Consider the following 26822-nt stretch of genomic DNA (forward strand, 5'->3'; position numbering starts at 1 on the left):
TATTTTTGCCGTCCAAAATGCGGATGTGGCGAAATTGGCAGACGCACTAGACTTAGGATCTAGCGCCGCGAGGCATGTAGGTTCGACCCCTATCATCCGCACTTAACCACCTTTTTAAGGTGGTTTTTTTGTGCGAAACCCCTACCTTTGCAGCCCGATTTTAAGTTTATAAAACACCTATATGGCTACAATTACTAGAGAAAACATTGGCTTATTAAATGATAAGCTTACCGTTACCCTTACAAAGGATGATTATTTAAAAGGCTTTGAAACCAGCCTGAAGAAATACGCCCAAACAGCCAATATCCCAGGTTTTAGAAAAGGTATGGTACCTACTGGATTGGTTAAGAAAATGTACGGCCAGGGTGTATTTTCCGACGAAGTACTCCGTAAGGTAGAACAAGAAATGAATGCCTATATGGCCAAAGAGCAAATAGATATTTTTGCTCAACCATTGCCATTAGAGAATGATGCGCGTGTTTTAGATATGAATAATCCAATTGATTATGCATTCTCTTTCGAAATTGGATTGAAGCCCAATTTTGATGTAGACTTATCAAAATTTACTGCTACTAAATATGTAGTTACCGTAACCAACGAAATGATCAACGACGAAGTTGCCAGATTACAAACTCGTTTTGGTAAAATGACCGAGCCTGAAACAGTTACAAACGAAGACAATGTGTTGAATGTAACTTTCACTGAAACCGACGCTAAAGGGAACCCAATTGAAAACGGTATTACCAAAGACAATTCTGTTTTGGTTAAATATTTTGCAGAGAAATTCCGCAAGAATTTGATGGATAAGAAAAAGGACGATGTGGTTTTATTGCAAATTAAAAAAGCTTTTGAAGACAAAGAAGCAGAAACAATTTTAGCAGACCTTGGTTTAACCAAAGACGATGCGGATAAATATTTCAACCTATTAATCACCAAAGTTGGTTTAGTAGAAAAAGCAGAATTGAACGAAGAACTATTTATTCAAATTTATCCCGGAAACGACCAAATCAAAACAGAAGCCGACTTAAGAAACGAAATTAAAGCGGAGATTGAAAAGTATTATGCTCAGTCTGCTCGTAACCAAATACAAGATCAGATTTATCATTTCTTGGTAGACCATATTAATATGGATTTTCCTGAAAGTTTCTTAAAACGTTGGTTACAAAATGGAGGAGAAAAACCTAAAACTGCAGAAGAAGCAGAAGCTGAATTCCCTTCATTTGTAAAACAATTAAAGTGGACATTAATTAGCAGTAAACTTACTCAAGACAATAAAATTGAAGTTTTACCTGAAGACATTCGCAATTTTGCAAAAATGCAATTGTTCAGCTATATGGGCAATCAGTTAGGTGCTTTGGGCGATAACCAACAATGGGTAGACGACTATGCCAACCGCATGATGCAAGACAAGAAATTTGTAGAAGACAGCTATCATAGAATTAATGCAGAGAAATTATTTGATGCATTAGAATCTCAAGTTAAAGCAATGGATGAGTCAATTAGCGCAGATGATTTTGCTAAAAAGTTAGAACACCATCACCATTAATTTAGTTTTTTGAATGATTTTAAAACCAACCCTAGGGTTGGTTTTTTTATTCTACTAATCCATGTTCTTTTAATTGCTTCAGCATGAATTGATGGGTTTGTTGCGTAATCAATCGATTCAAAAACAATTGTCCACTTATATAAAGCAAATGTTTACTAAATCCATGTAACGGTATGTTATTGGAAAGCGCAGCAACCCGCTTGCGAATTGCCTTCTTCTGTGAAAGGATTGGATCATGGTTAAGAACAGGCCAGATTTTGGGATATTGTTGGGCGCCAATGACTGGAATAATTTGAACCGATTGGGAACGAGTTGAAGTATAAGGTGTAATATCTATTCCATCATATCCTTTAGAAAAAATAGGGTGTGCAGCTAAATGCTCAATGGGTATAGTAAAATGGTTACGAAGAAACTGCTCGCAATTGTACTGCCCTAAAGCATAATCATGTTCCCTAAATGCTTGGCTTATAAAACCGCTGAAACCATTGATGGCTCCACAAGCTATGGCTTTAGCACCTTCAATTCTTGTATTCAATTCGTCTGCAGCATATCTAACAGGAGCAATTAAATATTGGCCTGCTTTATTTTTACTTAATACATCTGCAATAGGGGCTGGTTTGGCTTTCACTTGTTGCATCATAGCATACAGCGTATGTTTTGCAATAGCTACTGCCGAATGCTGATGAGGAAAGGGCGCTGCTATATTCCCAGGAAAAGGATCTACCATTAATACCGTACTCTTAAACTGTTCAAAGTTATTGAACGCATTTACTTGCTTTGTTTCTTCTAAAACCAATGCATTTAATATTTCCCTTACTTTTTCGAATGGTTCATTATTCATTAGGCCCCCATCTACATGTACCGATTCATAATAGGACTGTTGTTCATTCAACACTAAACCTATCTGGTTAATCCATTTGTTTTCCTCAATAGCATACCTTGGACGTTTTAAGGTTCTTGCTGGTAGCACAAGGGGGAATGCACCTGTTGCCATTGCCGCCTCTCTAAAAATATTCGCATTCAACCCCGTTCTTAAATTAATGGGCATCCAGCCATTGCTATATTTGTTGTAGGTGGCTAACTGAAAGCAGGCATAGTCATAGTGCACCGACATGGTATGGTCCTTGTTTTTCAAATCGGTGTTAAATGAAATAGGATACCCAAAACCTTCTAAATTGGTTAGCGTGGCAAATACTTTTAGTTGCGGATGTATATAAGCTGGGGTATTGTTCCAATGATTGGAACTGTAACCAAAAGCTTCCGATGCCAAATCATTGGCAAAATGGCCATTTAAGAATGACTTAAATAAGCCAGCTTCTTGTAAATCTGAACAATTTAAAAGCGGACCCAGCATATTGTTGCCATGCATAGCTACCCAACTTTTATAAAATAAATTTTTACTTCGCTGATTAATTGCTGCTGCCGTCAAAAATCCAGTCATTCCTCCCGCAGAAGCCCCCCCAATTACAGACAGTTTTACCCGATGTGTTGGAACCCCTGCTTGGCCGCGGCACTGCTCCCACCGGTCCAATGCAGTCAGTAAATAATTGACCACCCCTGCTGTATACGCTCCTGCTGAAACGGCTCCTGCCATACAAAGTCCTATATGAAAAGGGTTTTCTGTCATATATTAACAAATAGCTGCCTTGAACTTATCTAAAATGAACGACCTTTGCAACCGTTTTTTAACGGTATTGAAGGCTATTATGTCAAATTGCCATAAACAGAGCTTTGCACAGTATTTGAACAGTCTATATACCTATTTAACAAAACACTTAACTTCAAAGCGAAAAATAATTGTATGAATATTGGAAAAGAGTTTGAACAGTACGCAGTTAAGCATCATGGCATTAGCAGCGGTGTATTACATAACTACAAAAATTATGGTCAGGTAACTAACCTTACTCCCTATATCATTGAAGAAAGACCCCTCAATGTTGCGAGTATGGATGTGTTCAGCCGTTTAATGATGGATCGCATTATTTTTTTAGGCGAAGGCATTAACGATTATGTTGCCAATATTGTTACTGCTCAATTATTGTTCTTAGAAAGTACCGATCGCTCTAGAGATATTCAAATGTATATTAACAGCCCAGGTGGCAGCGTTTATGCTGGCTTAGGCATCTATGATACAATGCAGTTTATAGGACCCGATGTGGCTACTATTTGTACAGGTATTGCAGCAAGCATGGGTCAAATTTTATTGTGTGCAGGAGTGGAGGGCAAAAGAACCGCACTGAAACACAGTAGAATTATGATGCACCAGCCAAGTGGTGGTATTGGTGGTCAAGCAACTGATATTGAAATTACTGCTCGTGAAATTAAAAAATTGAAACAGGAGCTATACGCAATCACTGCAAATCATACAGGTAAACCAATTGAGACCATTGCTAAAGACAGTGATCGTGATTTCTGGATGACTGCTACTGAAGCAAAAGAATATGGTTTGGTAGACGAAGTATTGTTAACCAACCCTCGTAAAGAAAAGAAAGGATAATTGTATAAAACCCAAACCTATTAATAATGATACAGTCTAAATATATCGTGAATCCATTTCTGAATAATGATCAGGATGAACCAGAAGAAAATAAAGAAGAGAAGCAAGACGCCATGGGTACTTTCATGACTAAAAAAATGGAAAAACTGTTCTTCGAAAAAAGAGCAGTGTATTTATGGGGAGTGGTAGACGATAAATCTGCAAAAGAAGTTGTAACTAAATTGCTTTTATTGGATGCCGACAAGCCTGGTGCAGAAATTAAATTATACATCAATAGCCCAGGTGGTGTAGTTACCAGTGGAATGGTAATGTACGATACCATTAAAATGATTGAAAGTCCGGTAAGTACTATTTGCATGGGTTTAGCTGCTAGTATGGGGTCTATACTTTTAAGTGCAGGCGCTAAAGGGCATCGTTATATTTACCCACATGGCGAAGTAATGATACACCAGCCAAGTTTAGGGGGTTATTATCAAGCTACAAGTGCTGATATAGAAATTCAAGCAAATCAAATTTTAAAGACCAAACAATTAGGGGCTAAAATTTTAGCAGAAAACTGCGGAAAAACAGTGGAACAAATCTTAGCAGATTTTGACCGCGATTACTGGATGGATGCTACTGAAGCGGTAGCTTATGGCATTGCAGACAGTATCTTAAATAAGATATAAGGTTATGGCAAAACAAAACAATTTACATTGCTCTTTCTGTGGAAGAAGCCGTGATGAGGTAAAGATTCTGATAGCCGGACAAGAGGGGCATATTTGTGAAAATTGTGTAGAACATGCAGAAGAAATTATTGCTCAAGAATTAACTGCAAAAAACAATCCTGCAGGTACAGGCGGATCAGGAACTGTTCAAGTAAGAAAGCCTAAAGAAATTAAACAGTTTTTAGACGAATACGTAATTGGTCAAGACGAAGCAAAGAAAATACTTTGCGTAGCGGTTTACAATCACTACAAGCGTGTAAATAATAAACAAATTGTGGATGATGTTGAAATAGAAAAAAGCAATATCATCATGGTGGGTGAAACAGGAACAGGTAAAACCTTACTAGCTAAATCAATTGCTCGTTTATTGAATGTTCCTTTTGCTATAGTAGATGCAACGGTATTTACAGAGGCAGGTTATGTAGGAGAAGACGTGGAAAGTATGCTTACTCGTTTGTTACAAAACTGTAATTATGATGTAACCGCAGCAGAAAAGGGCATTGTGTATGTAGATGAAATTGATAAAATTGCTCGCAAGGGCGATAACCCATCTATCACCAGAGACGTGAGCGGAGAAGGTGTTCAACAAGGATTATTGAAGATGTTAGAAGGTACTGAAGTATTGGTTCCACCTCAAGGAGGTAGAAAGCATCCTGAGCAAAAAATGATTAAGGTAGACACTAAAAATATCTTATTTATTTGCGGTGGTGCTTTTGATGGTATAGACAAAGTAATTGCTAGAAGAATCAATACCAATGCTATTGGTTTTAGTGTAAACAAAGACGAGCAAGAACACCAAAGAAGCAATTTATTAGAGTTCATTAACGCTCAAGACTTAAAAAGTTTTGGATTGATTCCTGAATTACTGGGCCGTTTACCTGTTGTAACACATTTAAATCCTTTAGATGCCGAAACATTAAGAAGTATTTTAACCGAACCAAAGAATTCTTTAATTAAGCAGTTCACTCGTTTGTTTGAAATGGAAGGCATTGCATTAACCATTGAGCCTGCAGTATTAGACTTTATGGTAGCAAAAGCAATGGAATATAAACTAGGTGCAAGAGGTTTGAGAAGTATTTGCGAAAGTATTTTAACCGAAGCCATGTTTGAATTACCAGGAACAAATGCGACTACCTTGAATGTTACTTTAGATTATGCAGAAAAAATGTTTAGCAAAAGTAAATTGAGTGCACTTAAAGTTGCTTAACCCTTTAATCAATATTTATACATGAATGAGTTAATAGAAAAATTAGTGAAAGAAGCTGGTCTTACAGAGCAGCAAGCACAACAAGCCATTACTACCATTGCTGGTTTTGTGAAAGATAAATTTCCCATGTTAGGTGGAGCAGTTGACCAAATTTTTGCTGCTGGAAATAAAAACGAAGAATAATATTAAGTTTTGGTAATGGGCAGTTTGATGATGAATCTACTGCCCTTTCCAGGTATGCTTTCTATAGTTAAGCTACCATCGTGTCTATTAATTAGATCGCTACACAACATTAATCCAAAGCCACTTCCTTTTTCCATTGAGGTTCCTGCAGTTGTATAATACTGCTTTGCATTTACCCTATCAATTGTTTCCTTAGACATTCCTATACCGGTATCTTCTACATAAATTAATGCTTCAGTTTCCAATTGCTCAGCACGTATATCTATACTACCATATTCTGGGGTAAACTTTATGGCATTGCTGATTAAGTTTCTCAATACTATTCTAATCATCTCTTTATCGGCGTAAACAAACATTTGTGGGTGCAAAGCATTGTTGAATGCAATGTTTTTTCTAACCAACAACATTTTATGCTCGTCTTCTAACCCTTTTACTAGTTGAAAAATTACCACATTTGATCGATCCAGATTTTTACCCGCCATTTGTCCCTTAAGCCAAAACAACAAATTGTCTAATAATGAAGTAGTACCCATGTATTGGGTTTCTAATTGAAGTAACAACTGTTTTGCTTGGTCTTCAGGAACCATTCCCTGATTCACTAAATTCAAGATTCCTTTCGTATTCACAAGTGGGTTACGTAAGTCGTGTGATATAATTGAGAGCAATTTATCTTTGGTTTTATTATCTGCTTCAAGCATTCTATTTTGAAAAGAAATTTCTTTGTTGAGTGCACCCATCTCTTCTATTTGCGCCTCAATTAAAATATTTTTTGCTCTTAGCTCTCTACTAAAATGTTTTTGTTTTTGGTAATTAATAAAAACCATAATCACCAATACTGCAAGTATGATTAAAATGAAAGTTCCAACTGTTAGTATGAAAACCTGCTCATCGGATGCACGTTGCGCACGAATGATGGCATTTTCTCTATCTAATCTTAGGTTCTGCTGATTCTTTATAATATCAATAAAGTTAGTAGCGTATTCATTTTCTTTTATTCGGTGCTGATTAATGATTTGTATTGAAGTGTCTTGCCAAGCAATAGCTTTTTCCAGATTATTCGTTCTACGGTAGTAGGTAATAATTTGTGCTATACTTTGATCTAATATATCGTAAGCATTAACAGATTTTGCAAAATCATAAGCTGTTTTAGACATTGCAAAAGCCGCATCTAATTGACCGCGTTTGTACGCAACATTGGCCAACTCTACATTATTTAGTGCAAGCCCATAGCGATCATTTATTTTCTGGTCAATGGCAATAGAAGCATTAAAAAAAGATACTGCTAACTCTAAATTTTTCCCTTCCAATGCTAGCTTACCTAAATGATACAATGCTTTCTTTTCGCCGTATACATAGTTGATTTGCTTACTAGTAACCAATGCTTGATTAAAAAGAATTACAGCCGAATCTGGTTTATTTCGATACAGTTGAATAAGCCCTAAACTATTTTTTACATTAACAACTTCTTCTTGTTTATTAAATCGAATGTAAACTTGCAATGATTCATTAAAAACAGTAACAGCAGTGTCGTATTTTCCTTCAACTAATAAAGAACCTGCAATTTGCTGACTTACTTTTGCAATATTGAAAGTGTCTTTTATTCTTTTAAATATATCCAAAGAAAGATAAAAATCGGTTAACGCTCGTTTTGTAAATCCTTGTTGATGGTAAATGCCCCCTTCGTATAAATACGCAATGGCAAGTCCTTTTTTATAGTCAATTTGCGTTGCAGTATTTTGGGCAATAATTAAAAGATTCAAAGCCTTAGAAATATCTGATCGCTTAGAACTAAAAGCGGCTTTATTTAATGAATCAACAATGTAAGCCGACCCGGTATTTTTTTGTGCAAATAACGGTGATATAAAACAAGATAAAATAAACAAAAACAGTATCCGCATGATGCTAAATGTAGATATGGATTTTAATGGACTTTCGATATTCAAGATACAAAGATTTGCGTTATACTTTCAACATAAAAAAAGGACCCCAAAGGGGTCCCGTATTATGAGCAAGCAATCGAAAAACAATTAATGAAGTACTTCTCTTGCAATCACCAGTTTCTGAATTTCTGAAGTTCCTTCCCCAATAGTACATAATTTTGCGTCACGATAGTACTTTTCAACAGGAAAATCTTTTGTATATCCATATCCCCCGAAAATTTGGACCGCTTCTGTTGCTGTTTTAACGGCCACTTCACTGGCATAATACTTGGCCATTGCCCCCTCTTTAGTCACTTTCTCACCCCTGTTTTTAAGATCGCAGGCCTGCCAAATCAATAAATCAGCAGCCATAATTTCAGTAGCCATATCTGCTAGTTTAAAGCTAATTCCTTGAAATGAAGCAATGGGTTGATCAAATTGATGCCTTTCCTGTGCATATTGTAAAGCCGCTTCGTAAGCACCTTTTGCAATTCCGGCTGATAAAGCCGCAATTGAAATTCTGCCCCCATCTAAAATTTTCATGGCTTGTCTAAAACCGTCTCCCACCGCACCGAGTCTATTACTGTCGGGTATAATGCAATTGTCAAAAATCATTTCAGCTGTTTCGCTGGCTCTCATTCCCAATTTATTTTCTTTTTTGCCAGCACTAAATCCTGCAGTACCCCTCTCAACCACAAATGCAGTGGAATTTCCGCTGGTTCTAGGCTCACCTGTTCTACAAATCACTACCGCAATTTCCCCTGTTTTACCATGGGTAATCCAACTTTTAGTACCATTCAATACCCAATGATCACCTTGTTTTGTGGCAGTGGTTTTCATATTGCCAGCATCGCTACCCGTATTTGGTTCAGTTAAACCCCATGCACCTATCCATTCTGCCGAGGCCAACTTGGGCAACCAACGTTTCTTTTGTTCATCGTTACCAAACGAAAGAATATGGTTGGTACAAAGTGAATTATGGGCGGCTACGCTTAACCCAATACTACCGCATACTTTAGCTATTTCTTGAATAATGGCATTGTATTCAAAATACCCCAAACCAGCACCACCATATTCCGCTGGAACAAGAACCCCCATTAAGCCTAATTTTCCCATTTCTCTAAACAAGGCTTCTGGAAAAATTTGTGCTTCATCCCATTCCATCACATGTGGTCGAATGTATTGTTCTGCAAAATCTTTAGCTGTTGCTGCAACTTGTTGTGTTAACTCTGTTTCTTGAAAATGCATTTGACTTTAATTTAAATAGACGGGGGTCGGAGCAGAGCAAGCATGTTCTTTCCGACCCCCTAAAACAAACAACCGTTAGTTAGTTTGTAGCGCAAATCTAGGGGATTTTACTGGTAAGTCCACTTAAAAAAAAGCGTTAAAAAAATGATCAGCAAAAGGGAAAAACATTCACAGTTTTACCAAGGTTAATAGCTCCTCTAATTGTGCGGGTTGAATAAAAACAATTTTCTTTAAATCGGCTAAGGAAGTAAATAATCCATATTGCTTTCTATATTCTACAATGGCTATTGCAATTGCAGAAGAAACCCCTGCTTTTTGCAATAAAGCTACACCAGCAGTATTAATAGAAGGCTTTCCAGTGCTGTTCAGTTGTAAAAATGGTTTAATTTGACTATACAATGAATCGGAAATACCATAGGTTTTTTGAACTTCATTTATTTCGGCAAAACCGCCCAACTTATCTCTGAATTTAACTATTCTGGTTGCCAAAACAGGGCCTATTCCGGGCAAAGCTTCCCATTCTATTACTGAAGCCGAGTTAACCTCAATTATTGGGATTTTTTTGGGGGTATATGTGGGATTATAGCCGCCGCTGCTATTAACAGCTGGGTATTTGCTGGGGCTGTTGGCTAGAACAATACGGATATAAGGAATTAATGCTTTAGCCACAGCGGGATCAATCCCCCAAATCTTTAAAAAATCTTTAGGCTCCCTAAATTTTCCACCTTTATTTCTATAACGTAAAATGGTTTGTGCATTTTTTTGAGTCAATCCCAATAAAATAAATTGATCTTCTGTAGCAGTATTTGGATCAAAATGAAAATAGGTTGGCTTTACTGGGGCTGGCTTTGCATAGTCCTTTTTAAAGGTTTCTGTTTTCCTCTTCTCTACATAGTCTACCCCATTCAGCCATGCTGTATCTGAATGCTGTAGGGGTTGTATAGTTGGTTTTATTAAACTAGGCAAATAAAGAAATAAGCCCAATAAGAACAATACAATGGCTAACCCAATTCTTTCTTTCTTAGAGAATTGTAAGTAAGATAAAATTATTTTTTTCAAAGCCGCAAAAAATGGCGGAATTACAAACGAACACAAAGCCCATCGTAAGCTAGTTGAACATGACTAGGCAATTCTGCATTAATTGCGTCATGCATTCCTAGCTGGTGACTAATATGGGTAAAATATACTTCTGGAACACCTGTTAAATGAGCAATATCTAATGCTTCTTGTAAAGTGAAATGAGATAAATGCTTTTCCTTTCTAAGTGCATTTAACACCAAAATTTTGGATCCTTTAATTTTATCCAATTCCGATTGCTCAATATAATTGGCGTCGGTGATATAGGTGAAATCTCCCAATCTATATCCAAGAACAGGCATCCGATGGTGCATTACTTTAATAGGCTGAATGTCAATATCACCTATGAAAAATTTATCTTCTACAATAGTATGCATTTGCAATTCAGGTGTACCAGGATACCTATTATCGGAAAAAGCATAATAAAAATCTCGACGGATGGCTTCTTCTGTGGAAGCATTGGCGTAAATATTCATTGCATTTCCAGAAAAAAAATTGAAAGCCCTAATATCGTCTAACCCTGCAATATGATCTTTATGGGAATGGGTAAATAAGACCGCATCTAAATGTGTGGTTTTACTTCTTAGCATTTGATACCTAAAATCGGGAGTAGTATCTATGACCAAACTGGTATGTGCACTTTCAACTAATACGCTTGTTCTTAACCGCTGGTCTTTGGCATTGCTAGACAAACATACTTTACAACTACATCCAATCATTGGAATTCCCGTACTGGTTCCTGTTCCTAAAAACTGAATGTTTAATGTGGACTGTTTCACCTACTAAAACTAAGGTAATTTTGTTTGGGCACTACCGTAAATGACGCAATTATTCGGTTACTGTAACGGATTTTTTAACTACTTCTTCGTAAAGCTTTTGAGACTCATGCGTTAACTTATCAAATTGAATATTCAATTGGGGAATAATTTCCATCAAAGTATTTATTCTACCCTCGGTATTTAAAAACTTATTCAGGACCACCACTCTTCTGGCTTCTAATAAACACCATCCACTTTGAAAAGTACCCCTTTCATATCTAACAACATATTCAGATTCACCCAAAATATCTTCCAACTTGTCTAATGTTGATTGCGTGTATTTCATAGCAGAACAAATTTAAACTTAGTGCTACTTAATTGGCAATGGTTTTATCCACAAAATGGGTAGAAATACCGAATAACTATGCTTTTGAGTCCATTTTGATAAGCGGAACAATCATTTCTTCTAAGCTGATACCACCATGCTGAAAACTATTCTTGTAATAGTTTACATAATGGTTATAGTTATTGGGATAACATAAAAACCCATCTTCTTTTGCAAAAATAAAGGAGGAGTTAATGCTGGGAACTGGTAATCCGGCTTTTAATGGATCCCTGAATGCCAGCACTTCTTTATCGTCATAATTCAAATTTCGGCCATGTTTGTATCTCAAATTGGTAGTAGTTTGTTTATCTCCAATCACTTTATGAGGCGTTTTTACTCGAACACTTCCATGGTCGGTAGCCAAAATAATTCGAATTTTTTTATCGGAAACTTTTTTAAGGGCTTGATGCAAAGGACTGTGTTCAAACCAACTTTTGGTTAAGCTTCTATAACTGGCTTCATCACTTGCTAATTCTTTCAAAACCTCCATTTCGGTTCTTGCATGACTGAGCATGTCTACAAAATTATAAACAATCACATTCAACTGATTCCCTAATAAATTATGCATATTATTCACCAATTGTTGCCCATCTTGGTGATTCAAAATTTTATGATAGCTGAATTTTATCTGATCCTTTTTTAACCGTTTCAATTGCGCAGCTAGAAATTCTTGTTCATGCAAATTTTTGCCACCTTCTTCTTCATCGTTTTTCCATAACTGCGGAAATTTCTTTTCTATTTCAGCAGGCATCATGCCAGCAAAAATGGCATTGCGACAATACTGAGTAGCGGTAGGAAGAATAGAATAAAAACTATCTTCTTCTGTTACCCTAAAACTTTCGGCAAATATGGGTTCAATGGCTTTCCATTGGTCGTATCTTAAATTATCTATTAAAATAAAAAAAAGCGGAACATCTTGTTCTAAATGGGGCAATACTTTAAACTGTAACAATTGATGGCTCATTATGGGCGCATCTGCTGCTGCAGAAGCAACCCATTTTTCGTAGTTTTTAGAAATGAATTTTCCAAAAGCAGCATTGGCTTCTTTTTTCTGATTGTAAAAAATTTCCCTCATTTCGGGGCTATCACTTTTTTCCATTTCTAATTCCCAATACACCAATTTCTTGTACAAATCCATCCACTCTTGGTAATCTGGATTACCCGAAAGTGCCATAAACAATTCACTAAATTGTTGCTGATAAGAAACCGTAGTTTTTTCTGCAACAAGTCTTTTGTTATCAATAATTTTTTTTAAACTAAGTAATACCTGGTTGGGATTCACTGGTTTAATTAAGTAATCGGCAATTTGACTACCGATTGCTTCATCCATCAAATTCTCGGTTTCGTTTTTGGTAATCAGCACAATGGGTAACCTTTGTTGCAATTGCTTCATTCTGGTAAGCGTTTCCAAACCGGTTATCCCAGGCATACTCTCATCCATCAATACCACATCAACTGAATGTTGTTGAATATACTCAATTGCATCATATCCATTTGTTAAGGTATGCACTGCATACCCCTTGGTTTCTAAAAAGATTTTTTGCGACTGAAGACTTTCAATTTCGTCGTCTACCCATAATATCTGTGCAATTGCCATATTGCTAAGCTATTTATAATTTTGTTTGTACTACTAAATACTACCTTTATTAACAATTCAGCAACAGCATGGCCAATCTAAAAAGAAAGATTATTAACGATCCAGTATACGGTTTCATCACAATTAGTCATCCACTCATTTTTTCAATAATTGGACACCCTTTTTATCAACGCCTAAGAAGAATTCAACAAATGGCCATGGCACAATTGGTATACCCTGGCGCGGTACATACCCGACTTCACCATTCATTGGGGGCTTACCATCTAATGTGTAATGTGGTGAACGAGCTAAGGAGTAAGGAAATAGAAATCACCAAAGAAGAGGAAATAGCTGTGAAAGCTGCCATTCTATTACATGATATTGGGCATGGACCATTTTCGCACGCATTAGAACATGAACTGGTTTTGGGGGTTCACCACGAAGACCTCTCATTACAGATTATGCAACTCATGAACAACGAGTTGAATGGACAGTTAAGTTTAGCCATAGATATATTCACCAATCAATACCATAAACCCTTTCTTCATCAACTCATCAGCGGTCAATTAGATGTAGACAGAATGGATTATTTAAGCAGAGACAGTTTTTTTTCTGGAGTAAGCGAAGGTGTAATTGGATATGACCGAATTTTGAAAATGCTTACCGTTTATCATGGCCAACTCATGGTTGAAGAAAAAGGTATTTACAGTGTAGAAAAATTTTTAGTTGCAAGAAGACAAATGTATTGGCAGGTTTATTTGCATAAAACGGTATTGTCTGCGGAAAAAATGCTGGTGAAAATTATTCAAAGGGTAAGATCTATATACAATGAACATAGAGAAAGTTTAGCTACTGGATCTCAGGTAGACTTTTTTCTGGGGGAATTCAATGGCCCAATGAATACAGAAACCATCAAACGTTTTTGCTTAATGGACGACTTTGATGTAATTAGTGCAATAAAAAAATGGAGTACCCATTCAGACAAAGTACTCTCTTTGCTATGTTCCAGAATGCTCAATCGAAATATTTATAAAACCAGTATTCAAGCTGCCCCATTTGAACCATCATTTGTAGAAGCCAAAAAACAACAAGTCATGCTGCAATTTGGGGTGAATGAGGAAGAAGCAAATTTTCTTTGTTTTACAGGTATTGCAACCAATACTACTTATCAAAGCAAAGAGGAGAAAATCAATATTTTGTACAAAGATGGAACGGTTAAAGACATTACAGAAGTAGACAATTCTATGATACAGCAAAATCTTTCATCTCAGATAAAAAAATTCTACATTTGTCTGTTAACCTAACTCACCTATATGCAGTTTAGCGCAGCCCAGATTGGATTAATAATCAATGGAATTATTGAAGGAGATGCAAATGCAATAGTTGTTTCTTTTGGTAAAATAGAAGAGGCAAAACCTTCTCAAATTTCTTTTCTAGCTAACCCTAAATACGAAGACTATTTATATACTACAGAGGCATCGGTAGTGATTGTGAACCAATCGTTGCAATTAAAAGCGCCTGTGAAAGCAACCCTAATAAGGGTTCCAGATGCATACAGTGCTTTTGCTGTTTTAATGACCAAATACCAGGAAATGGCTGCCAGTCAATTAGTAGGCATTCAAAGTCCTAGCCATATTGCCGATTCTGCAAGTATGGGTTCATTGGTTTATATTGGTGCTTTTGCATTTATTGGGGATCTGGTAAAAATTGGGAACAATAGTAAAATTTATCCTGGTGTTTATTTAGGAGATCGAGTTATTGTTGGAGAAAACACCACCATTTATCCAGGGGCTAAAATTTACAAAGACTGCGTTATTGGCAATAATGTAATTATACATGCAGGAGTGATTATAGGAAGTGATGGATTTGGATTTGCGCCACAAGCAGATGGCAGTTTTACAAAAGTGCCTCAATTGGGCAATGTGGTGGTAGAAGATTATGTTGAAATAGGTGCCAATAGCACAATTGATAGAGCAACCATGGGGTCTACCTTAATTTGTAAAGGAGTTAAGATTGACAATCTGGTTCAAATAGCCCATAATGTAGAAATTGGTAGTAATACAGTTATTGCGGCTCAAACAGGCATTAGTGGCAGTTCCAAAGTAGGCAAATATGTAATGATGGGGGGGCAAACAGGGGTTGCAGGCCATTTAAGTATTGCAGATGGCACTAAAATTGGCGGTAGAAGTGGAATCACCAAAACCATTAAAGAGCCCAATAAATCTGTGAACGGTTACCCAGCTTTTGACTATACCAGTTCTTTAAGGGTTCAAGCAGCAACTCGAAATTTACCAGAAACCGAAAAAAGGATTCAAGCCTTAGAAAAATTAGTAGCGGAATTACTTTCTGAAAGGGTTAAATCGTAATATGAGGTTAAACCATTGGGATAACTTAATTTCGCAGTCTTAAAGCGCGGAACTATGGATATGAATTTTAATCCCGAGAAACAACATACTTTATCTCAACCAATACAAATTAGTGGAACAGGTTTGCATACTGGCGTATTGGTAGATATGATTTTAAAGCCTGCTAATCCTGGGTTTGGTATTCAATTTCAACGTACCGACTTACCCAATAAGCCCATCATTAAAGCAGATTGTGACTTAGTAACCGATACCAGTAGAGGTACAACACTCCAAGTAGGTGAAGCCAAAGTAAGTACGGTTGAACATATTCTAGCCGCCTTGGTAGGAATGGGTGTAGACAATGTATTAATTGAAGTAAATGGTCCTGAAATTCCTATTATGGATGGAAGCTCTGCTCCTTTTATCTCTTTAATTGAAGAAACCGGTGTTTTAGAACAAGAAGCCGCCAAGATCTGGTATAGCTTAGATGAAAACATTTATCATTACGACGAAGGCAAAAGAGTGGAAATGGTGGCTTTGCCTGCCATGGACTATCAAATAACCACCCTTATTGATTTCAATAGCCCCGTTTTAGGAACACAACATGCTGGTTTAAAAACCATCAAAGACTTTAAAACAGAAATTGCTCCTTGTAGAACATTCTGCTTTTTACATGAGCTAGAAATGTTATTAGATAACGATTTAATTAAGGGCGGAGATATTAACAATGCTATAGTGGTGGTAGATAAACCCATTACCGATGCAGAAATGACTCGCTTGGCTAAAATTTTTAAGAAAGAAGAAATAGCGGTTAAAAGTGAGGGCTATTTAAACAATTTAGAACTCAGGTTCCCTAACGAACCAGCCAGACACAAACTACTTGATGTGGTAGGAGACTTAGCATTAATTGGATACCCTATTAAAGCTAGAATTATTGCAAATAGACCAGGACATAGTTCTAATGTTGAGTTTGCAAAGAAAATTAAGCAATACATCAAAAAAAATAAACACGTTAAGGGAGTTCCTACCTATGACCCTACAGTACCACCAGTATACACATTGGAACAAATAGAAAAAACCCTACCACATAGACATCCTTTCTTATTGGTCGACAAAATCATTGAATTAACAGATACCTATATTGTTGGTATCAAGAATGTAAGTTTTAATGAATGGTTTTTCCCCGGACATTTTCCCGGCAATCCTGTAATGCCTGGCGTACTTCAAATTGAAGCCTTAGCCCAAACTGGGGGGATTCTTTGTATTAACTCTATGCCCGAAGGAAAATATGATACCTATTTTTTAAAAATTGACAATTGTAAATTCAAGCAAATGGTAAGGCCTGGTGATACAATGGTATTGAAATTAGAATTCTTAGGCCCCATCAGAAGAGGTATTTGTGAAATGAGGGGTACGGTTTATGTTGGAGGCAAAGTTGCCACAGAAGCAGATTTAGTTGCTCAAGTAGTAAGAAGAACAGACAGCTAAAGAAATCAAAATCGTATCTTACAATTGAAAGAAAAAATATGACGCATCCCTATACTTATATTGATCCCAATGCACGCATTGCCCCCAATGTAAAAATTGATCCATTTACCGTAATTCACGGAGATGTTCAAGTGGGCGAAGGCACTTGGATTGGAAGCAATGTTACCATTATGGATGGCACCAGAATTGGAAAGAACTGTCGCATATTCCCTGGTGCTGTATTGGGTGCCATTCCACAAGATTTAAAATTTGTAGGAGAAAAAACAACTGTAGAAATAGGTGACCATACTACAATCAGAGAATTTGTTACCATCAATAGGGGAACAGAAGACAGAGGCAAAACCGTTATTGGGAACCACTGTTTAATTATGGCTTACAGCCATATTGCGCACGATTGTATCATTGGTAGTCATGTTATTATGAGCAACAGTGTTCAGGTGGCGGGGCACGTAACAATTGGGGATTGGGCAGTGGTAGGTGGCGTAAGTGCGGTACACCAATTTGTTAATATTGGCCAACACACATTTATTGCAGGGGGAAGCTTGGTTAGCAAAGATGTTCCACCATATATAAAAGCAGTTCGCAATCCACTTAGTTATGGTGGAGTAAATAGCGTTGGATTAAAAAGAAGGGGATTCCCGTTAGAACAAATCAACCATATTTTAGACGTATACAGAACCATTTACAACAAAGGATTAAACACTTCTCAAGCGCTAGAATACATTGAAGAAGAATTACCTGCCACTGATGAACGAGACGAGATCGTTACTTTCATTAGAGAAAGTGGTCGGGGTATTATCAAGCGTTTTACTAAGGGCGCCAACGATGATGAATAACTATTCCATTGAACTAATTAACTGTGGTAAAAAATATAATCGGGAATGGATATTCCGCAGATTGAGTTACCAATTTAATACAGGACATGCATATGCCATTACCGGCCACAATGGATCAGGTAAGAGTACTTTATTGCAATGCATTGCAGGTAATATTAATTTTAATGAGGGCAATTTTAAATTGCCAGTAGTAGCCGAAAAACATTTTCAACATCTATCAATTTGTACTCCTTATTTAGAATTGATTGAAGAAATGAATGGTACTGAACTATTGCAATTTCACGCAAGTTTTAAACCCTTAAGCAATAAAAAAACAATACCTGAAATTTTAGATCTTATTGGTTTAGGCAAAACTGCCAATAAACAAATTAGCAAGTTCAGTAGTGGAATGAAGCAAAGACTCAAATTGGCTCAAGCTGTTTTTTCAGACACCCCAGTACTACTACTAGATGAGCCTTGTACCAATTTAGATAAAGAAGGCTATGCACTTTATCAATCACTAATTCAAAATTATTGCAACGATAAAATAGTAATCATTTGCAGCAATGAAGAAGCTGAGATTCACTTTTGCTCAGAACGCATTCATATAAATGATTACAAGTAATTTATCGTCTACTCGCAATCAATAAATTAAGGTCTGTATACTTTAAATCGAATTTCTGACTAATATAAATATCGGTTACAGAACCTTTAAATAAGTATACTCCTTCTCTAACATTGAATTTATGCCAAATCATTTCTTCTAAGCCGCCTTCGTCACTTACTTCTAATAACAAAGGCATTAGCACATTACTGATGGCCTGAGAAGCAGTTCTTGCAAAACCACTAGGAATATTGGGTACACAATAATGTATAACACCATGCTTTAAAAAAGTAGGTTCTTCATAACTAGTAAGCTCACTGGTTTCAAAACATCCGCCTCTGTCTATGGCCACATCAATAATGATGCTGTTAGGACGCATTGCTGCTACCATTTCTTCGGTTACTACTACAGGAGCCCTTCCATATTCATTGCTTAATGCTCCAACAGCAACTTCACAGGTTTTTAATTGCTTGGCTAATATTCGTGGTTCTAAAACGCTGGTCCAAACTCTTTGTCCGAGATTGTTTTGCATTTGCTTTAATCGATAAATATTATTATCAAATACTTTTACCGAAGCACCCATTGCCAAAGCATTCCTTGTAGCGCATTCCCCTACAATACCTGCCCCAATAATGACCACTTTAGTTGGCGGAATTCCACTGATGCCTCCTAGTAACACACCCTTTCCTTCATTAAAGCTGCTTAGGTATTGGCCTGCAATTAACATGACTGCACTTCCAGCAATTTCACTCATGCTTCTTACAATAGGATAAGTGCCACTATCGTCTTTAAAATTTTCGAAGCTTAACGCTGTTATGCGTTTCGCCATCATTTTTTCAATGATTTCTTTTTTTAATGCCGAATGGTGTATTGGAGAAATAATGATTTGATTCATTTGCAACAAAGGAATATCATCTTCAACCGGTGGTGCACTTTTCACCAATATAGGACATTGATAAACAGCCGCACGGTCATAAACAATTTGCGCTCCTGCTTCTGAATAATCTCTATCAGAATAATGACTGCGCTCGCCCGCATTGTGCTCTATGGTAACTATATTTCCATTGGCCACTAATACACCTACTGCGTCGGGAGTAAGCGCAATTCTATTTTCTTGAAATGCAATTTCTTTGGGGATGCCAATATGCAATTTTGCCCCTGGGGTTTTAATATCTAAAGTTTCCTCCATTGCCTCATATAAAAGCGAAGGACTAATACTTGGTTTGCTGGTTGCCATGTGTAAGGTTAAAGATTGAAGTTAACAAATTAAGCTTGTTCTTCAGGAATATACAAACGCCTAGTTTGGGCATCTAATACTTCGAGGTATAAGTGCAGGGTGTCTAGACCTAATAAATCGGGGGCATTTTCTGGCCACTCTACAAAGCAATACAATCCGCTGTTCAACAAATCTTCTATTCCTGCATCAATAGCTTCTGCTTCCGTTTTGATGCGGTACCAATCCATATGATACAATGTACCTGCATTTGTGCTGTCATATTCATTCACTATGGCAAAAGTAGGACTACTCAACGCGTCTTTTGCCCCTAAATGAGTACAAAGTGCACTAATAAAAGTGGTTTTACCTGCCCCCATTGGCGCATGAAATGCCCAAACCTTATGCTTTTTGCACTTTTTAAAAAATGCCGCGGCTACACGATCAATTTGGTCAATAGTAAAAATTGCATCCATGATACAAAGATAGTTGGCTAAAAGGGAATATTATTCCAAACTCGCAAATGAAGGAGCAAAGGCTTTTGTAAATTTGAGTATGGAAAAAGTAAATTGGAAAGTAACGGGCATGAGCTGCACTAACTGTGCACTATCCATTGATCAATTCCTGAAAGAAAAAGGAATGGAAGAAGTGAAAGTCAATTTCATTGGAGGAGATGTAAGTTTTAACCTTCCAGAAGGAACAAACAAAACAGCAATACAAAAAGGCATTCACAATTTAGGATATCAAGTTAAAGGAGGGGAAGATATAGGAAAATCAAGCAAAACTATATTTAAATCGCACTTACAAAGATTTGCTTTTTCTGCTGTGTTCACTTTCCCTTTGATGTTGCATATGATACCAGGTTTGCATATTCACTGGCTCATGAATCCGTATGTACAATTGGCATTAACTATTCCAGTATTTGTATTGGGCATGGATTTTTTTGGAAGGAGTGGATTAAAGAGTCTGCTTAAAGGTGTTCCCAATATGAATGTATTAGTGGCCATGGGCGCACTTGCTGCATTTGTGTATAGTTTATATGGCACATTAACAGGTCAAGCAGATCAATACCTATTTTATGAAACTACAGCCACCATTATTACATTGGTTTTTTTAGGGAATTGGATGGAAGACAAATCGGTAGAACAAACACAAGTTGCTTTGAACAAATTGGCTAAGTCTCAAAAGACCATGGCCAATATGATTGCTTACGACAATGAACAGACCGAACATATTTTCCCTGTAGAAAGTACATCACTTAAAACGGGAGATATATTATTGATTAGAAGCGGGGAAGCTGTACCAATGGATTGTAAAATTTTATCGGGCGAAGTTTCGGTTGATGAATCCATTATTACTGGGGAATCTATACCCGTAGAGAAAAAAGTAAAAGACATTTTAATTGGCGGATCAACCATAGTGAACGGGACTGTTAAAGCTTATGTTACTGCTGTTGGCGAAGATTCTGTTTTAGGAAATATTCTAAAATTGGTTAAGAACGCTCAAACAGAAAAGCCCCCAGTTCAATTATTGGCAGATAAAATTAGTGCGGTATTTGTGCCTGTTGTGGTGGGTATTTCTTTATTAACTTTTATTTTAAACTATACCATTGGAGCACAAGATTTTACGGCAAGTTTAATGCGCAGCATTGCTGTATTGGTGATTTCTTGTCCATGTGCAATGGGGCTTGCAACACCTGCTGCCATTGCTGTTGGATTAGGACGTGCAGCTCGCAATGGGGTATTATTTAAAAATACTAAAACACTTGAGTTATTTAAAGACATTCAACAAGTAGTATTCGACAAAACAGGTACGCTTACAACTGGACAATTTGTAATTGCCCAATTTGAACTAACACCTGCTGGGCAATTATTAGGAGAAGTTGAATGCAAGCGCCTAGCTTATTCATTAGAAAAATATTCTACTCACCCTTTAGCAAAAGCCATTGCTACAGAATGGAAAACCAAGGACGATATTCGATTTAGTAAAATTACCGAAGAGAAAGGTTTGGGAATGACTGCTGTAGACAAAGAAGGGAATACTTATTCAGCTTCTTCTTATAAAATGGTTGCACATTTAACAGCAGATACCAACCACAATATTTATTTGACAAAAAACAATGAAATATTGTGCTCCATTAACTTAAAAGATCAAATAAGGCCAGAAGCTGCTTCAATGGTAAAAGCATTGCAACAAAAGGGCATCAAAACCATTTTATTAAGTGGAGACCTGCAAGCAAAATGTGATGACGTTGCCAATATGCTGGGCATAGATGAAGTATTTGCAGAGCAAAGTCCTTCACAGAAATTAGCCAAAATTGAAGCACTAACTGCCATTAAGCCAACTGCAATGGTAGGCGACGGAATTAATGATGCTCCCGCGTTAGCAAAAGCCACTGTAGGTGTTTCATTAAGCGATGCAGCTCATATAGCAGTTCAAAGTGCTGAAGTGGTTTTAATGAATCATGGTATAAAAAATTTAACGCTTGCGCTAGGTTTAGGGAAACATACTTACCTAACTATTCAGCAAAATTTATTTTGGGCCCTTATTTACAATGTAGTTGCCATTCCTGTTGCTGCTTTTGGATTTCTAAGCCCTACTATTGGTGCTTTGGTTATGGGTTTAAGCGATGTTGTATTAGCCATCAACTCTGTTAGATTGAACTTTAAAAAAGTCTATTAATCCACTTGATTTCGCCCTTAGAGATATTACAACAATATTGGAAGCATGCTGCTTTTAGACCCTTACAAGAAGAAATTATTCAAGCTGTATTGAAGGGAAAAGATTGTATTGCGTTATTGCCAACTGGAGGAGGAAAATCAGTTTGCTATCAAATTCCAGGCATCTTATTACCTGGGGTGAGTTTAGTCATCAGTCCTTTGATAGCATTAATGAAAGACCAGGTAGATGCGCTGAATAAAAAAGGGATTACTGCTGTTGCCATTCATAGTGGAATGCAAAAAGAAGAAGTGAAGCAAGTTTTGTTGGAAGCAACCGAATCAGCTTATCAATTTATTTACTGCTCACCAGAAAGACTAGAAAGCCCGTTATTTAATGAATACCTAACTCATATACCATTTAGTCTTTTAATAATTGATGAAGCGCATTGTATTTCTCAATGGGGATACGACTTTAGACCATCGTATTGCAGAATTACAGAAACAAAAGGAAAGCTAGGGTCTATTCCAGTTATTGCAGTAACGGCCTCGGCCACTCCATTGGTTTTAACAGATATTCAAATACAACTTGGTTTACATGAACCAAGCATTTTTAAGCAATCGTTTCTTAGACCTAATATTTCATATAGTTGTTTTGAACCGGAAAGTAAAATCAACAAAATTTTAGACATTTTACAAAAAGTTCAAGGGAGTAGCATTGTGTATTGCAATAGTAGAAAGCAATGCAAAAAAATAGCTGAAGCCATTTTATTACAAGGAATTAGTGCAGACTTTTATCATGCAGGATTAAACCAATTATTGAGAGAACAAAAACAATTGAGTTGGATTCAAAATAAAACAAGGGTGATGGTTTGTACCAATGCTTTTGGTATGGGCATAGATAAGCCAGATGTAAGAACCGTCATACACCATGATATACCAGATTGTTTAGAGAATTATTACCAAGAAGCAGGCAGGGCTGGCAGAGATGAAAAAAGGGCTTATGCTGTTTTACTATGGCAACAGAAAGATTTACTTGAGTTAGCACAAAATGGAGAAAAAAAATTTCCCCCTATTCCAATAATCAAAGAAGTATATCAAGCCATTGCAGACTTTTTGCAAATAGCAGTAGGCAACGGAGAAGGAATTTATTATGATTTCGATTTCAATAATTTTATTACTCTTTTTAAATTAGATCCGTTATTGGTCGTAAATGTGCTACGAATTCTAGAACAAGAAGGACATATCCAATTTAACGAACAAATTTTTTTACCAACGCAGGTAAATTTTTGTACAGATACCGAATCCTTAGATCAGTTTGAAATCATGTACCCTTCATTAGAACCTTTAATTAAAGCATTACTCAGAACTTATGCAGGAATTTTCTATAACAGAACTTCCGTTTATGAGCAAAGTTTGGCAAGAATTTGCAGAACCGAAATAGCTACCATAAGCGTTCAACTAAAACAATTACATACGCATGGTATTATTGAATATTTACCAAAAAAGGAAACGCCTCAAATTCACTTTCTATTAAATAGAGCGCCAGCAGAATTTTTACATATTCACCAAGACCATTATTTAGAAAGGAAAAAATTACATAAGCAAAGAATTGCTACCATTACTCAATATGCTGGTCTTAGTAAAACTTGCAGAAGCAATTTTATAGGACAATATTTTGGAGACAACAGCACCATCGTTTGTGGTGTTTGTGATATTTGTTTAAACAATAAGATAACCGATATTTCTGCTGCCAACTTTAATCAAATAGAATTAATACTGAAAGCCAATTCATCTAGCGGTATTGATATTGCAGTACTTATAAGTGAAACAAAAAATATTTCACCCAAAAAAGTTTGGGCAGTACTCAACTTTTTACAAGCAGAAGATAAAATAAGCATCACCGAAGAAAAAAGAATTTTCTGGTTATAGAAAAATCAATAGCGTTTTCGAGTACTTGTTCTTGAACCTGCTCTTCCGCCCAAACCCAATGCCCCTAATAAGCTTCTGGTAATAATACTTGCAGCTGTTCTTCCCACTTGTTTCACAATAGGATTATCAAAAAAGCTTTCCTCTTTTTGTCTGGTAGATTTTTCATCTTTTTCTGCAAGCTGCGCTTCTTTAACCGCATCGGCCAATTCTGCAGTTCTTGCTTGTGCCTCAGCTAATTTTGCCGATAATATTTCATGCGCACTTTCACTATCAATTACTTGATTGTATTTAGGAACCAACTTGCTTTTGGCATTAATTGCATTTATTTCCGCTTCTGTTAATACGTCCATTCTGCTTTGAGGTGGATTCAACATCGTATGTATCAATGGAGTTGGAATTCCTTTTTCATTTAACAGCGTTACAAAAGCTTCTCCAATTCCCAATTGGGTCAATAATTCATCTACATCATAAAAGTCTGATTCTGGAAAATTTTCTGCAGCTTGCTTAATTGTTTTTCTATCGGCGGCAGTAAATGCACGCAAAGCATGTTGCACTTTTAATCCTAGTTGACTTAAAATAGAAGCGGGTACATCTTGCGGATTTTGTGTACAGAAAAATATGCCAATACCTTTTGATCTAATTAATTTTATGACTGTTTCTAATTGCTGCAACAAGGCATCGGATGCTTCCTGAAAAATCAAATGCGCTTCATCAATAAATAAAACCAATTTAGGTTTATCCAAATCACCTTCTTCAGGGCAACTGGCATACAATTCGGCCAATAACTGTAACATAAAAGTAGAAAAAAGCTTTGGCTTGTCTTGCATGTCGGTTACGCGCAAAATATTAATCATACCCCTACCATCATCACTAATACGCATCAAATCGTCTATTTCAAAACTCTTTTCACCAAAAAAAATATCTGCACCTTGCTGTTGTAGTTCAATTACTTTTCTTAAAATGGTTCCGGTAGAAGTTGTAGAAATTTTTCCATACAACTTTTCAATTTCAGCCTTCCCCTCTGCGCCAATGTATTGCAATACTTTAATAAAATCTTTCAAATCGAGCAATGGCATTGCATTGTCGTCACAATATTTAAAAATCATTGAAACCAAGCCGCCTTGGGTATCGTTCAATCCTAATATTTTACTCAATAAAACAGGGCCAAATTCAGAAACGGTTGCACGCAATTTAACACCATTTCCCCCTGTTAAAGTCAATAGTTCTGCAGGGTAAGCAGTAGGCTTCCATTGACTATTTAATTTAGCAGACCGTTCAATTATTTTTTCGTTAGATACTCCTTCTGCAGCAATTCCACTTAAGTCACCTTTAATATCCATCAATAATACAGGAACGCTATTATCGCTTAAACACTCACTAATTAGTTGCAGTGTTTTTGTTTTACCAGTACCGGTTGCTCCAGCTATTAACCCGTGCCGATTCATGGTTTTGAGTGGAATAAAAACATTGGCTTCTTTAACTACTTCTCCATTAAACATTCCACAACCAATTTTTACCTGCTCTCCTTTAAATTGATATCCTTTTTGAACGGCTTCGGCAAATATGGTTGGATTACTCATAAAAATGATTTGTTGCAAAATACCTAATGCCATGCTCGCCGAAAAATAAATTTTAGCAGAACAATTAAGTACCTTTGCAACATGAAAAAGTGGTTGATTATTGTGGCATTAGGACTGGCTATTGCTTTCAGTAGCGGCTTTGACACACCAAGTCCTATAAAAACCAAAGCTCAGTTGGGGAAGAAGCTTTTCTTTGACTCCATACTTTCTAAAGACAATACCATTAGTTGTGCCAGTTGTCATATTCCCGCTTTTGGTTTTGCAGACACATTGGCCATCAGTTTAGGCGTAAACGCAACACCCGGTAGTAGAAATGCGCCTACCGTTATGAACCTTCGGGGTCATGATCCATTTTTTTGGGATGGCAGAGCAGCCAGTCTAGAAGAACAAGCTTTGATGCCTATTGAAAACCCCGTAGAAATGAACCTTCCTATAAAGGAAGCAATTAAAAGACTGAACAATAGTAAAGTGTATAAATCATTGTTCCTTTCGATTTTCAAACAGCTCCCATCCCCTAAAAACCTCGGCCTTGCATTAGCCGCCTACCAAAATACCCTTGAAACAGACGAATCAGCATTTGATTTGGATGAAATGTCTGCATCCGCAGAAAGGGGAAGACAACTATTTGTAAGCGATAAAACCAAGTGTTTTGATTGTCACAATGGGCCCGATTTTACCAATGATGATTTTAAGAATATCGGGCTTTATGATGGCGTAAACTTAACCGACGAAGGGCGCTATGCCATTACAAAAAATAAAGAAGACCTTGGTAAATTTAAAACCCCAGGATTACGCAATATTGCCGTTACAGCACCTTATATGCATAACGGCATGTTCAAAACCTTAGAAGAAGTGGTTGAATATTACGACAACCCCTACCAATTTGTACCCAAGCCTATTAATTTGGATTCAACATTAATAGAGCCGCTTAAATTAACGGTAGAGCAGAAAAAAGATTTAGTGAATTTTTTGAAAGCGCTTACCGACAAGCAATACTTAAAAAAAGCCCAATAGGATATTTAACAAAAGATTGCACCCCATTGCTGGGGAATTAATAGTAAATTATTGTTATTTCACTCAAAATT

General features: G+C 36.7%; 23 protein-coding genes and 1 tRNA gene. 14 read left to right on the plus strand and 10 right to left on the minus strand.

What is annotated here, in order from left to right; all coding sequences use genetic code 11:
- The first annotated feature begins 19 nt into the window (after positions 1 to 19).
- Both Q8S25_RS05345 and Q8S25_RS05350 read left to right on the plus strand, forming a co-directional pair.
- Positions 20 to 101 (plus strand) — tRNA-Leu (locus Q8S25_RS05345).
- Between the two features lie 80 nt (positions 102 to 181).
- Positions 182 to 1546 carry a trigger factor gene (locus Q8S25_RS05350; RefSeq protein ID WP_305535593.1) on the plus strand — a complete coding sequence of 455 codons (1365 nt, stop codon included), beginning with the start codon at positions 182 to 184 and terminating at the stop codon, positions 1544 to 1546.
- Positions 1547 to 1592: 46 nt separating this feature from the next.
- Here Q8S25_RS05350 and Q8S25_RS05355 read toward each other — a convergent pair whose 3' ends face one another.
- Positions 1593 to 3173, minus strand: coding sequence for a patatin-like phospholipase family protein (locus Q8S25_RS05355; protein WP_305535594.1), 1581 nt, complete (start codon positions 3171 to 3173; stop codon positions 1593 to 1595).
- Between the two features lie 174 nt (positions 3174 to 3347).
- Here Q8S25_RS05355 and Q8S25_RS05360 point away from each other — a divergent pair, with 174 nt between their 5' ends.
- The 4 genes from Q8S25_RS05360 to Q8S25_RS05375 are packed head-to-tail and all read left to right on the plus strand — an operon-like array spanning position 3348 to position 6140.
- Positions 3348 to 4043, plus strand: a complete 696-nt coding sequence (locus Q8S25_RS05360; protein WP_305535596.1) for a ClpP family protease — start codon at positions 3348 to 3350, stop codon at positions 4041 to 4043.
- 26 nt (positions 4044 to 4069) lie between these two features.
- Positions 4070 to 4711: a ClpP family protease gene (locus Q8S25_RS05365; RefSeq protein WP_305535598.1), complete on the plus strand. Its 642-nt coding sequence runs from the start codon at positions 4070 to 4072 to the stop codon at positions 4709 to 4711.
- Between the two features lie 4 nt (positions 4712 to 4715).
- The gene (gene clpX, locus Q8S25_RS05370; protein WP_305535600.1) at positions 4716 to 5957 is read left to right on the plus strand and encodes an ATP-dependent Clp protease ATP-binding subunit ClpX; all 1242 of its coding nucleotides are present in this window, start codon (positions 4716 to 4718) and stop codon (positions 5955 to 5957) included.
- Between the two features lie 21 nt (positions 5958 to 5978).
- Positions 5979 to 6140 (plus strand): hypothetical protein, encoded by a 162-nt coding sequence (locus Q8S25_RS05375; RefSeq protein ID WP_295236258.1) that lies wholly within the window; start codon positions 5979 to 5981, stop codon positions 6138 to 6140.
- 2 nt (positions 6141 to 6142) lie between these two features.
- Here the strand turns inward: Q8S25_RS05375 and Q8S25_RS05380 are convergent, their stop codons facing one another.
- The 6 genes from Q8S25_RS05380 to Q8S25_RS05405 all read right to left on the minus strand — a co-directional run bounded on the left by Q8S25_RS05380 (position 6143) and on the right by Q8S25_RS05405 (position 13124).
- Complete coding sequence (locus Q8S25_RS05380; protein WP_305535602.1) at positions 6143 to 8038, minus strand: ATP-binding protein; 1896 nt, start codon at positions 8036 to 8038, stop codon at positions 6143 to 6145.
- Between the two features lie 129 nt (positions 8039 to 8167).
- Positions 8168 to 9307 (minus strand): acyl-CoA dehydrogenase family protein, encoded by a 1140-nt coding sequence (locus Q8S25_RS05385; protein WP_305535604.1) that lies wholly within the window; start codon positions 9305 to 9307, stop codon positions 8168 to 8170.
- 168 nt (positions 9308 to 9475) lie between these two features.
- Complete coding sequence (locus tag Q8S25_RS05390) at positions 9476 to 10366, minus strand: helix-hairpin-helix domain-containing protein (RefSeq protein WP_305535606.1); 891 nt, start codon at positions 10364 to 10366, stop codon at positions 9476 to 9478.
- A gap of 20 nt (positions 10367 to 10386) precedes the next feature.
- Positions 10387 to 11163 carry an MBL fold metallo-hydrolase gene (locus Q8S25_RS05395; protein WP_305535608.1) on the minus strand — a complete coding sequence of 259 codons (777 nt, stop codon included), beginning with the start codon at positions 11161 to 11163 and terminating at the stop codon, positions 10387 to 10389.
- 49 nt (positions 11164 to 11212) lie between these two features.
- Entirely contained in the window at positions 11213 to 11488 is a 276-nt protein-coding gene (locus Q8S25_RS05400) for a hypothetical protein (RefSeq protein ID WP_295236272.1), read from the minus strand.
- Positions 11489 to 11564: 76 nt separating this feature from the next.
- Positions 11565 to 13124 carry a response regulator gene (locus tag Q8S25_RS05405; RefSeq protein ID WP_305535610.1) on the minus strand — a complete coding sequence of 520 codons (1560 nt, stop codon included), beginning with the start codon at positions 13122 to 13124 and terminating at the stop codon, positions 11565 to 11567.
- 68 nt (positions 13125 to 13192) lie between these two features.
- On the opposite strand from Q8S25_RS05405, the gene Q8S25_RS05410 reads away from it, so the two are divergent.
- From Q8S25_RS05410 to Q8S25_RS05430, 5 genes are read left to right on the plus strand one after another with little or no spacing between them, the layout of a single operon-like run.
- The gene (locus Q8S25_RS05410; protein ID WP_305535612.1) at positions 13193 to 14407 is read left to right on the plus strand and encodes an HD domain-containing protein; all 1215 of its coding nucleotides are present in this window, start codon (positions 13193 to 13195) and stop codon (positions 14405 to 14407) included.
- Positions 14408 to 14416: 9 nt separating this feature from the next.
- Positions 14417 to 15469: a UDP-3-O-(3-hydroxymyristoyl)glucosamine N-acyltransferase gene (lpxD, locus tag Q8S25_RS05415; protein ID WP_305535614.1), complete on the plus strand. Its 1053-nt coding sequence runs from the start codon at positions 14417 to 14419 to the stop codon at positions 15467 to 15469.
- 60 nt (positions 15470 to 15529) lie between these two features.
- On the plus strand, positions 15530 to 16936 hold the full coding sequence (locus Q8S25_RS05420) for a bifunctional UDP-3-O-[3-hydroxymyristoyl] N-acetylglucosamine deacetylase/3-hydroxyacyl-ACP dehydratase (RefSeq protein ID WP_305535616.1): 1407 nt from the start codon (positions 15530 to 15532) through the stop codon (positions 16934 to 16936).
- Between the two features lie 38 nt (positions 16937 to 16974).
- Positions 16975 to 17772 carry an acyl-ACP--UDP-N-acetylglucosamine O-acyltransferase gene (gene lpxA / locus Q8S25_RS05425; RefSeq protein ID WP_324205253.1) on the plus strand — a complete coding sequence of 266 codons (798 nt, stop codon included), beginning with the start codon at positions 16975 to 16977 and terminating at the stop codon, positions 17770 to 17772.
- Positions 17762 to 18376: an ATP-binding cassette domain-containing protein gene (locus Q8S25_RS05430; protein WP_305535618.1), complete on the plus strand. Its 615-nt coding sequence runs from the start codon at positions 17762 to 17764 to the stop codon at positions 18374 to 18376. Before lpxA ends, Q8S25_RS05430 begins: the two co-directional genes overlap by 11 nt.
- A 1-nt stretch (position 18377) precedes the next feature.
- Here Q8S25_RS05430 and Q8S25_RS05435 read toward each other — a convergent pair whose 3' ends face one another.
- Both Q8S25_RS05435 and tsaE read right to left on the minus strand, forming a co-directional pair.
- Positions 18378 to 19592: an alanine dehydrogenase gene (locus Q8S25_RS05435; RefSeq protein WP_305535620.1), complete on the minus strand. Its 1215-nt coding sequence runs from the start codon at positions 19590 to 19592 to the stop codon at positions 18378 to 18380.
- A gap of 29 nt (positions 19593 to 19621) precedes the next feature.
- Entirely contained in the window at positions 19622 to 20044 is a 423-nt protein-coding gene (gene tsaE / locus Q8S25_RS05440; protein WP_305535622.1) for a tRNA (adenosine(37)-N6)-threonylcarbamoyltransferase complex ATPase subunit type 1 TsaE, read from the minus strand.
- Between the two features lie 79 nt (positions 20045 to 20123).
- Between tsaE and Q8S25_RS05445 the strand changes: the two genes are divergently transcribed.
- Positions 20124 to 22250, plus strand: a complete 2127-nt coding sequence (locus Q8S25_RS05445; protein ID WP_305535624.1) for a cation-translocating P-type ATPase — start codon at positions 20124 to 20126, stop codon at positions 22248 to 22250.
- Between the two features lie 5 nt (positions 22251 to 22255).
- A complete protein-coding gene (locus Q8S25_RS05450; protein ID WP_305535626.1) occupies positions 22256 to 24157 on the plus strand; it encodes an ATP-dependent DNA helicase RecQ in 1902 nt (633 codons plus the stop codon).
- Between the two features lie 5 nt (positions 24158 to 24162).
- Here Q8S25_RS05450 and Q8S25_RS05455 read toward each other — a convergent pair whose 3' ends face one another.
- On the minus strand, positions 24163 to 25737 hold the full coding sequence (locus Q8S25_RS05455; protein WP_305535628.1) for a helicase HerA-like domain-containing protein: 1575 nt from the start codon (positions 25735 to 25737) through the stop codon (positions 24163 to 24165).
- A gap of 81 nt (positions 25738 to 25818) precedes the next feature.
- On the opposite strand from Q8S25_RS05455, the gene Q8S25_RS05460 reads away from it, so the two are divergent.
- Positions 25819 to 26751 (plus strand): cytochrome-c peroxidase, encoded by a 933-nt coding sequence (locus Q8S25_RS05460; protein WP_305535630.1) that lies wholly within the window; start codon positions 25819 to 25821, stop codon positions 26749 to 26751.
- Positions 26752 to 26822: the final 71 nt, after the last annotated feature.

The sequence above is a fragment of the Sediminibacterium sp. genome (assembly GCF_030695065.1).
In the GTDB taxonomy this organism is placed as follows: domain Bacteria; phylum Bacteroidota; class Bacteroidia; order Chitinophagales; family Chitinophagaceae; genus Sediminibacterium.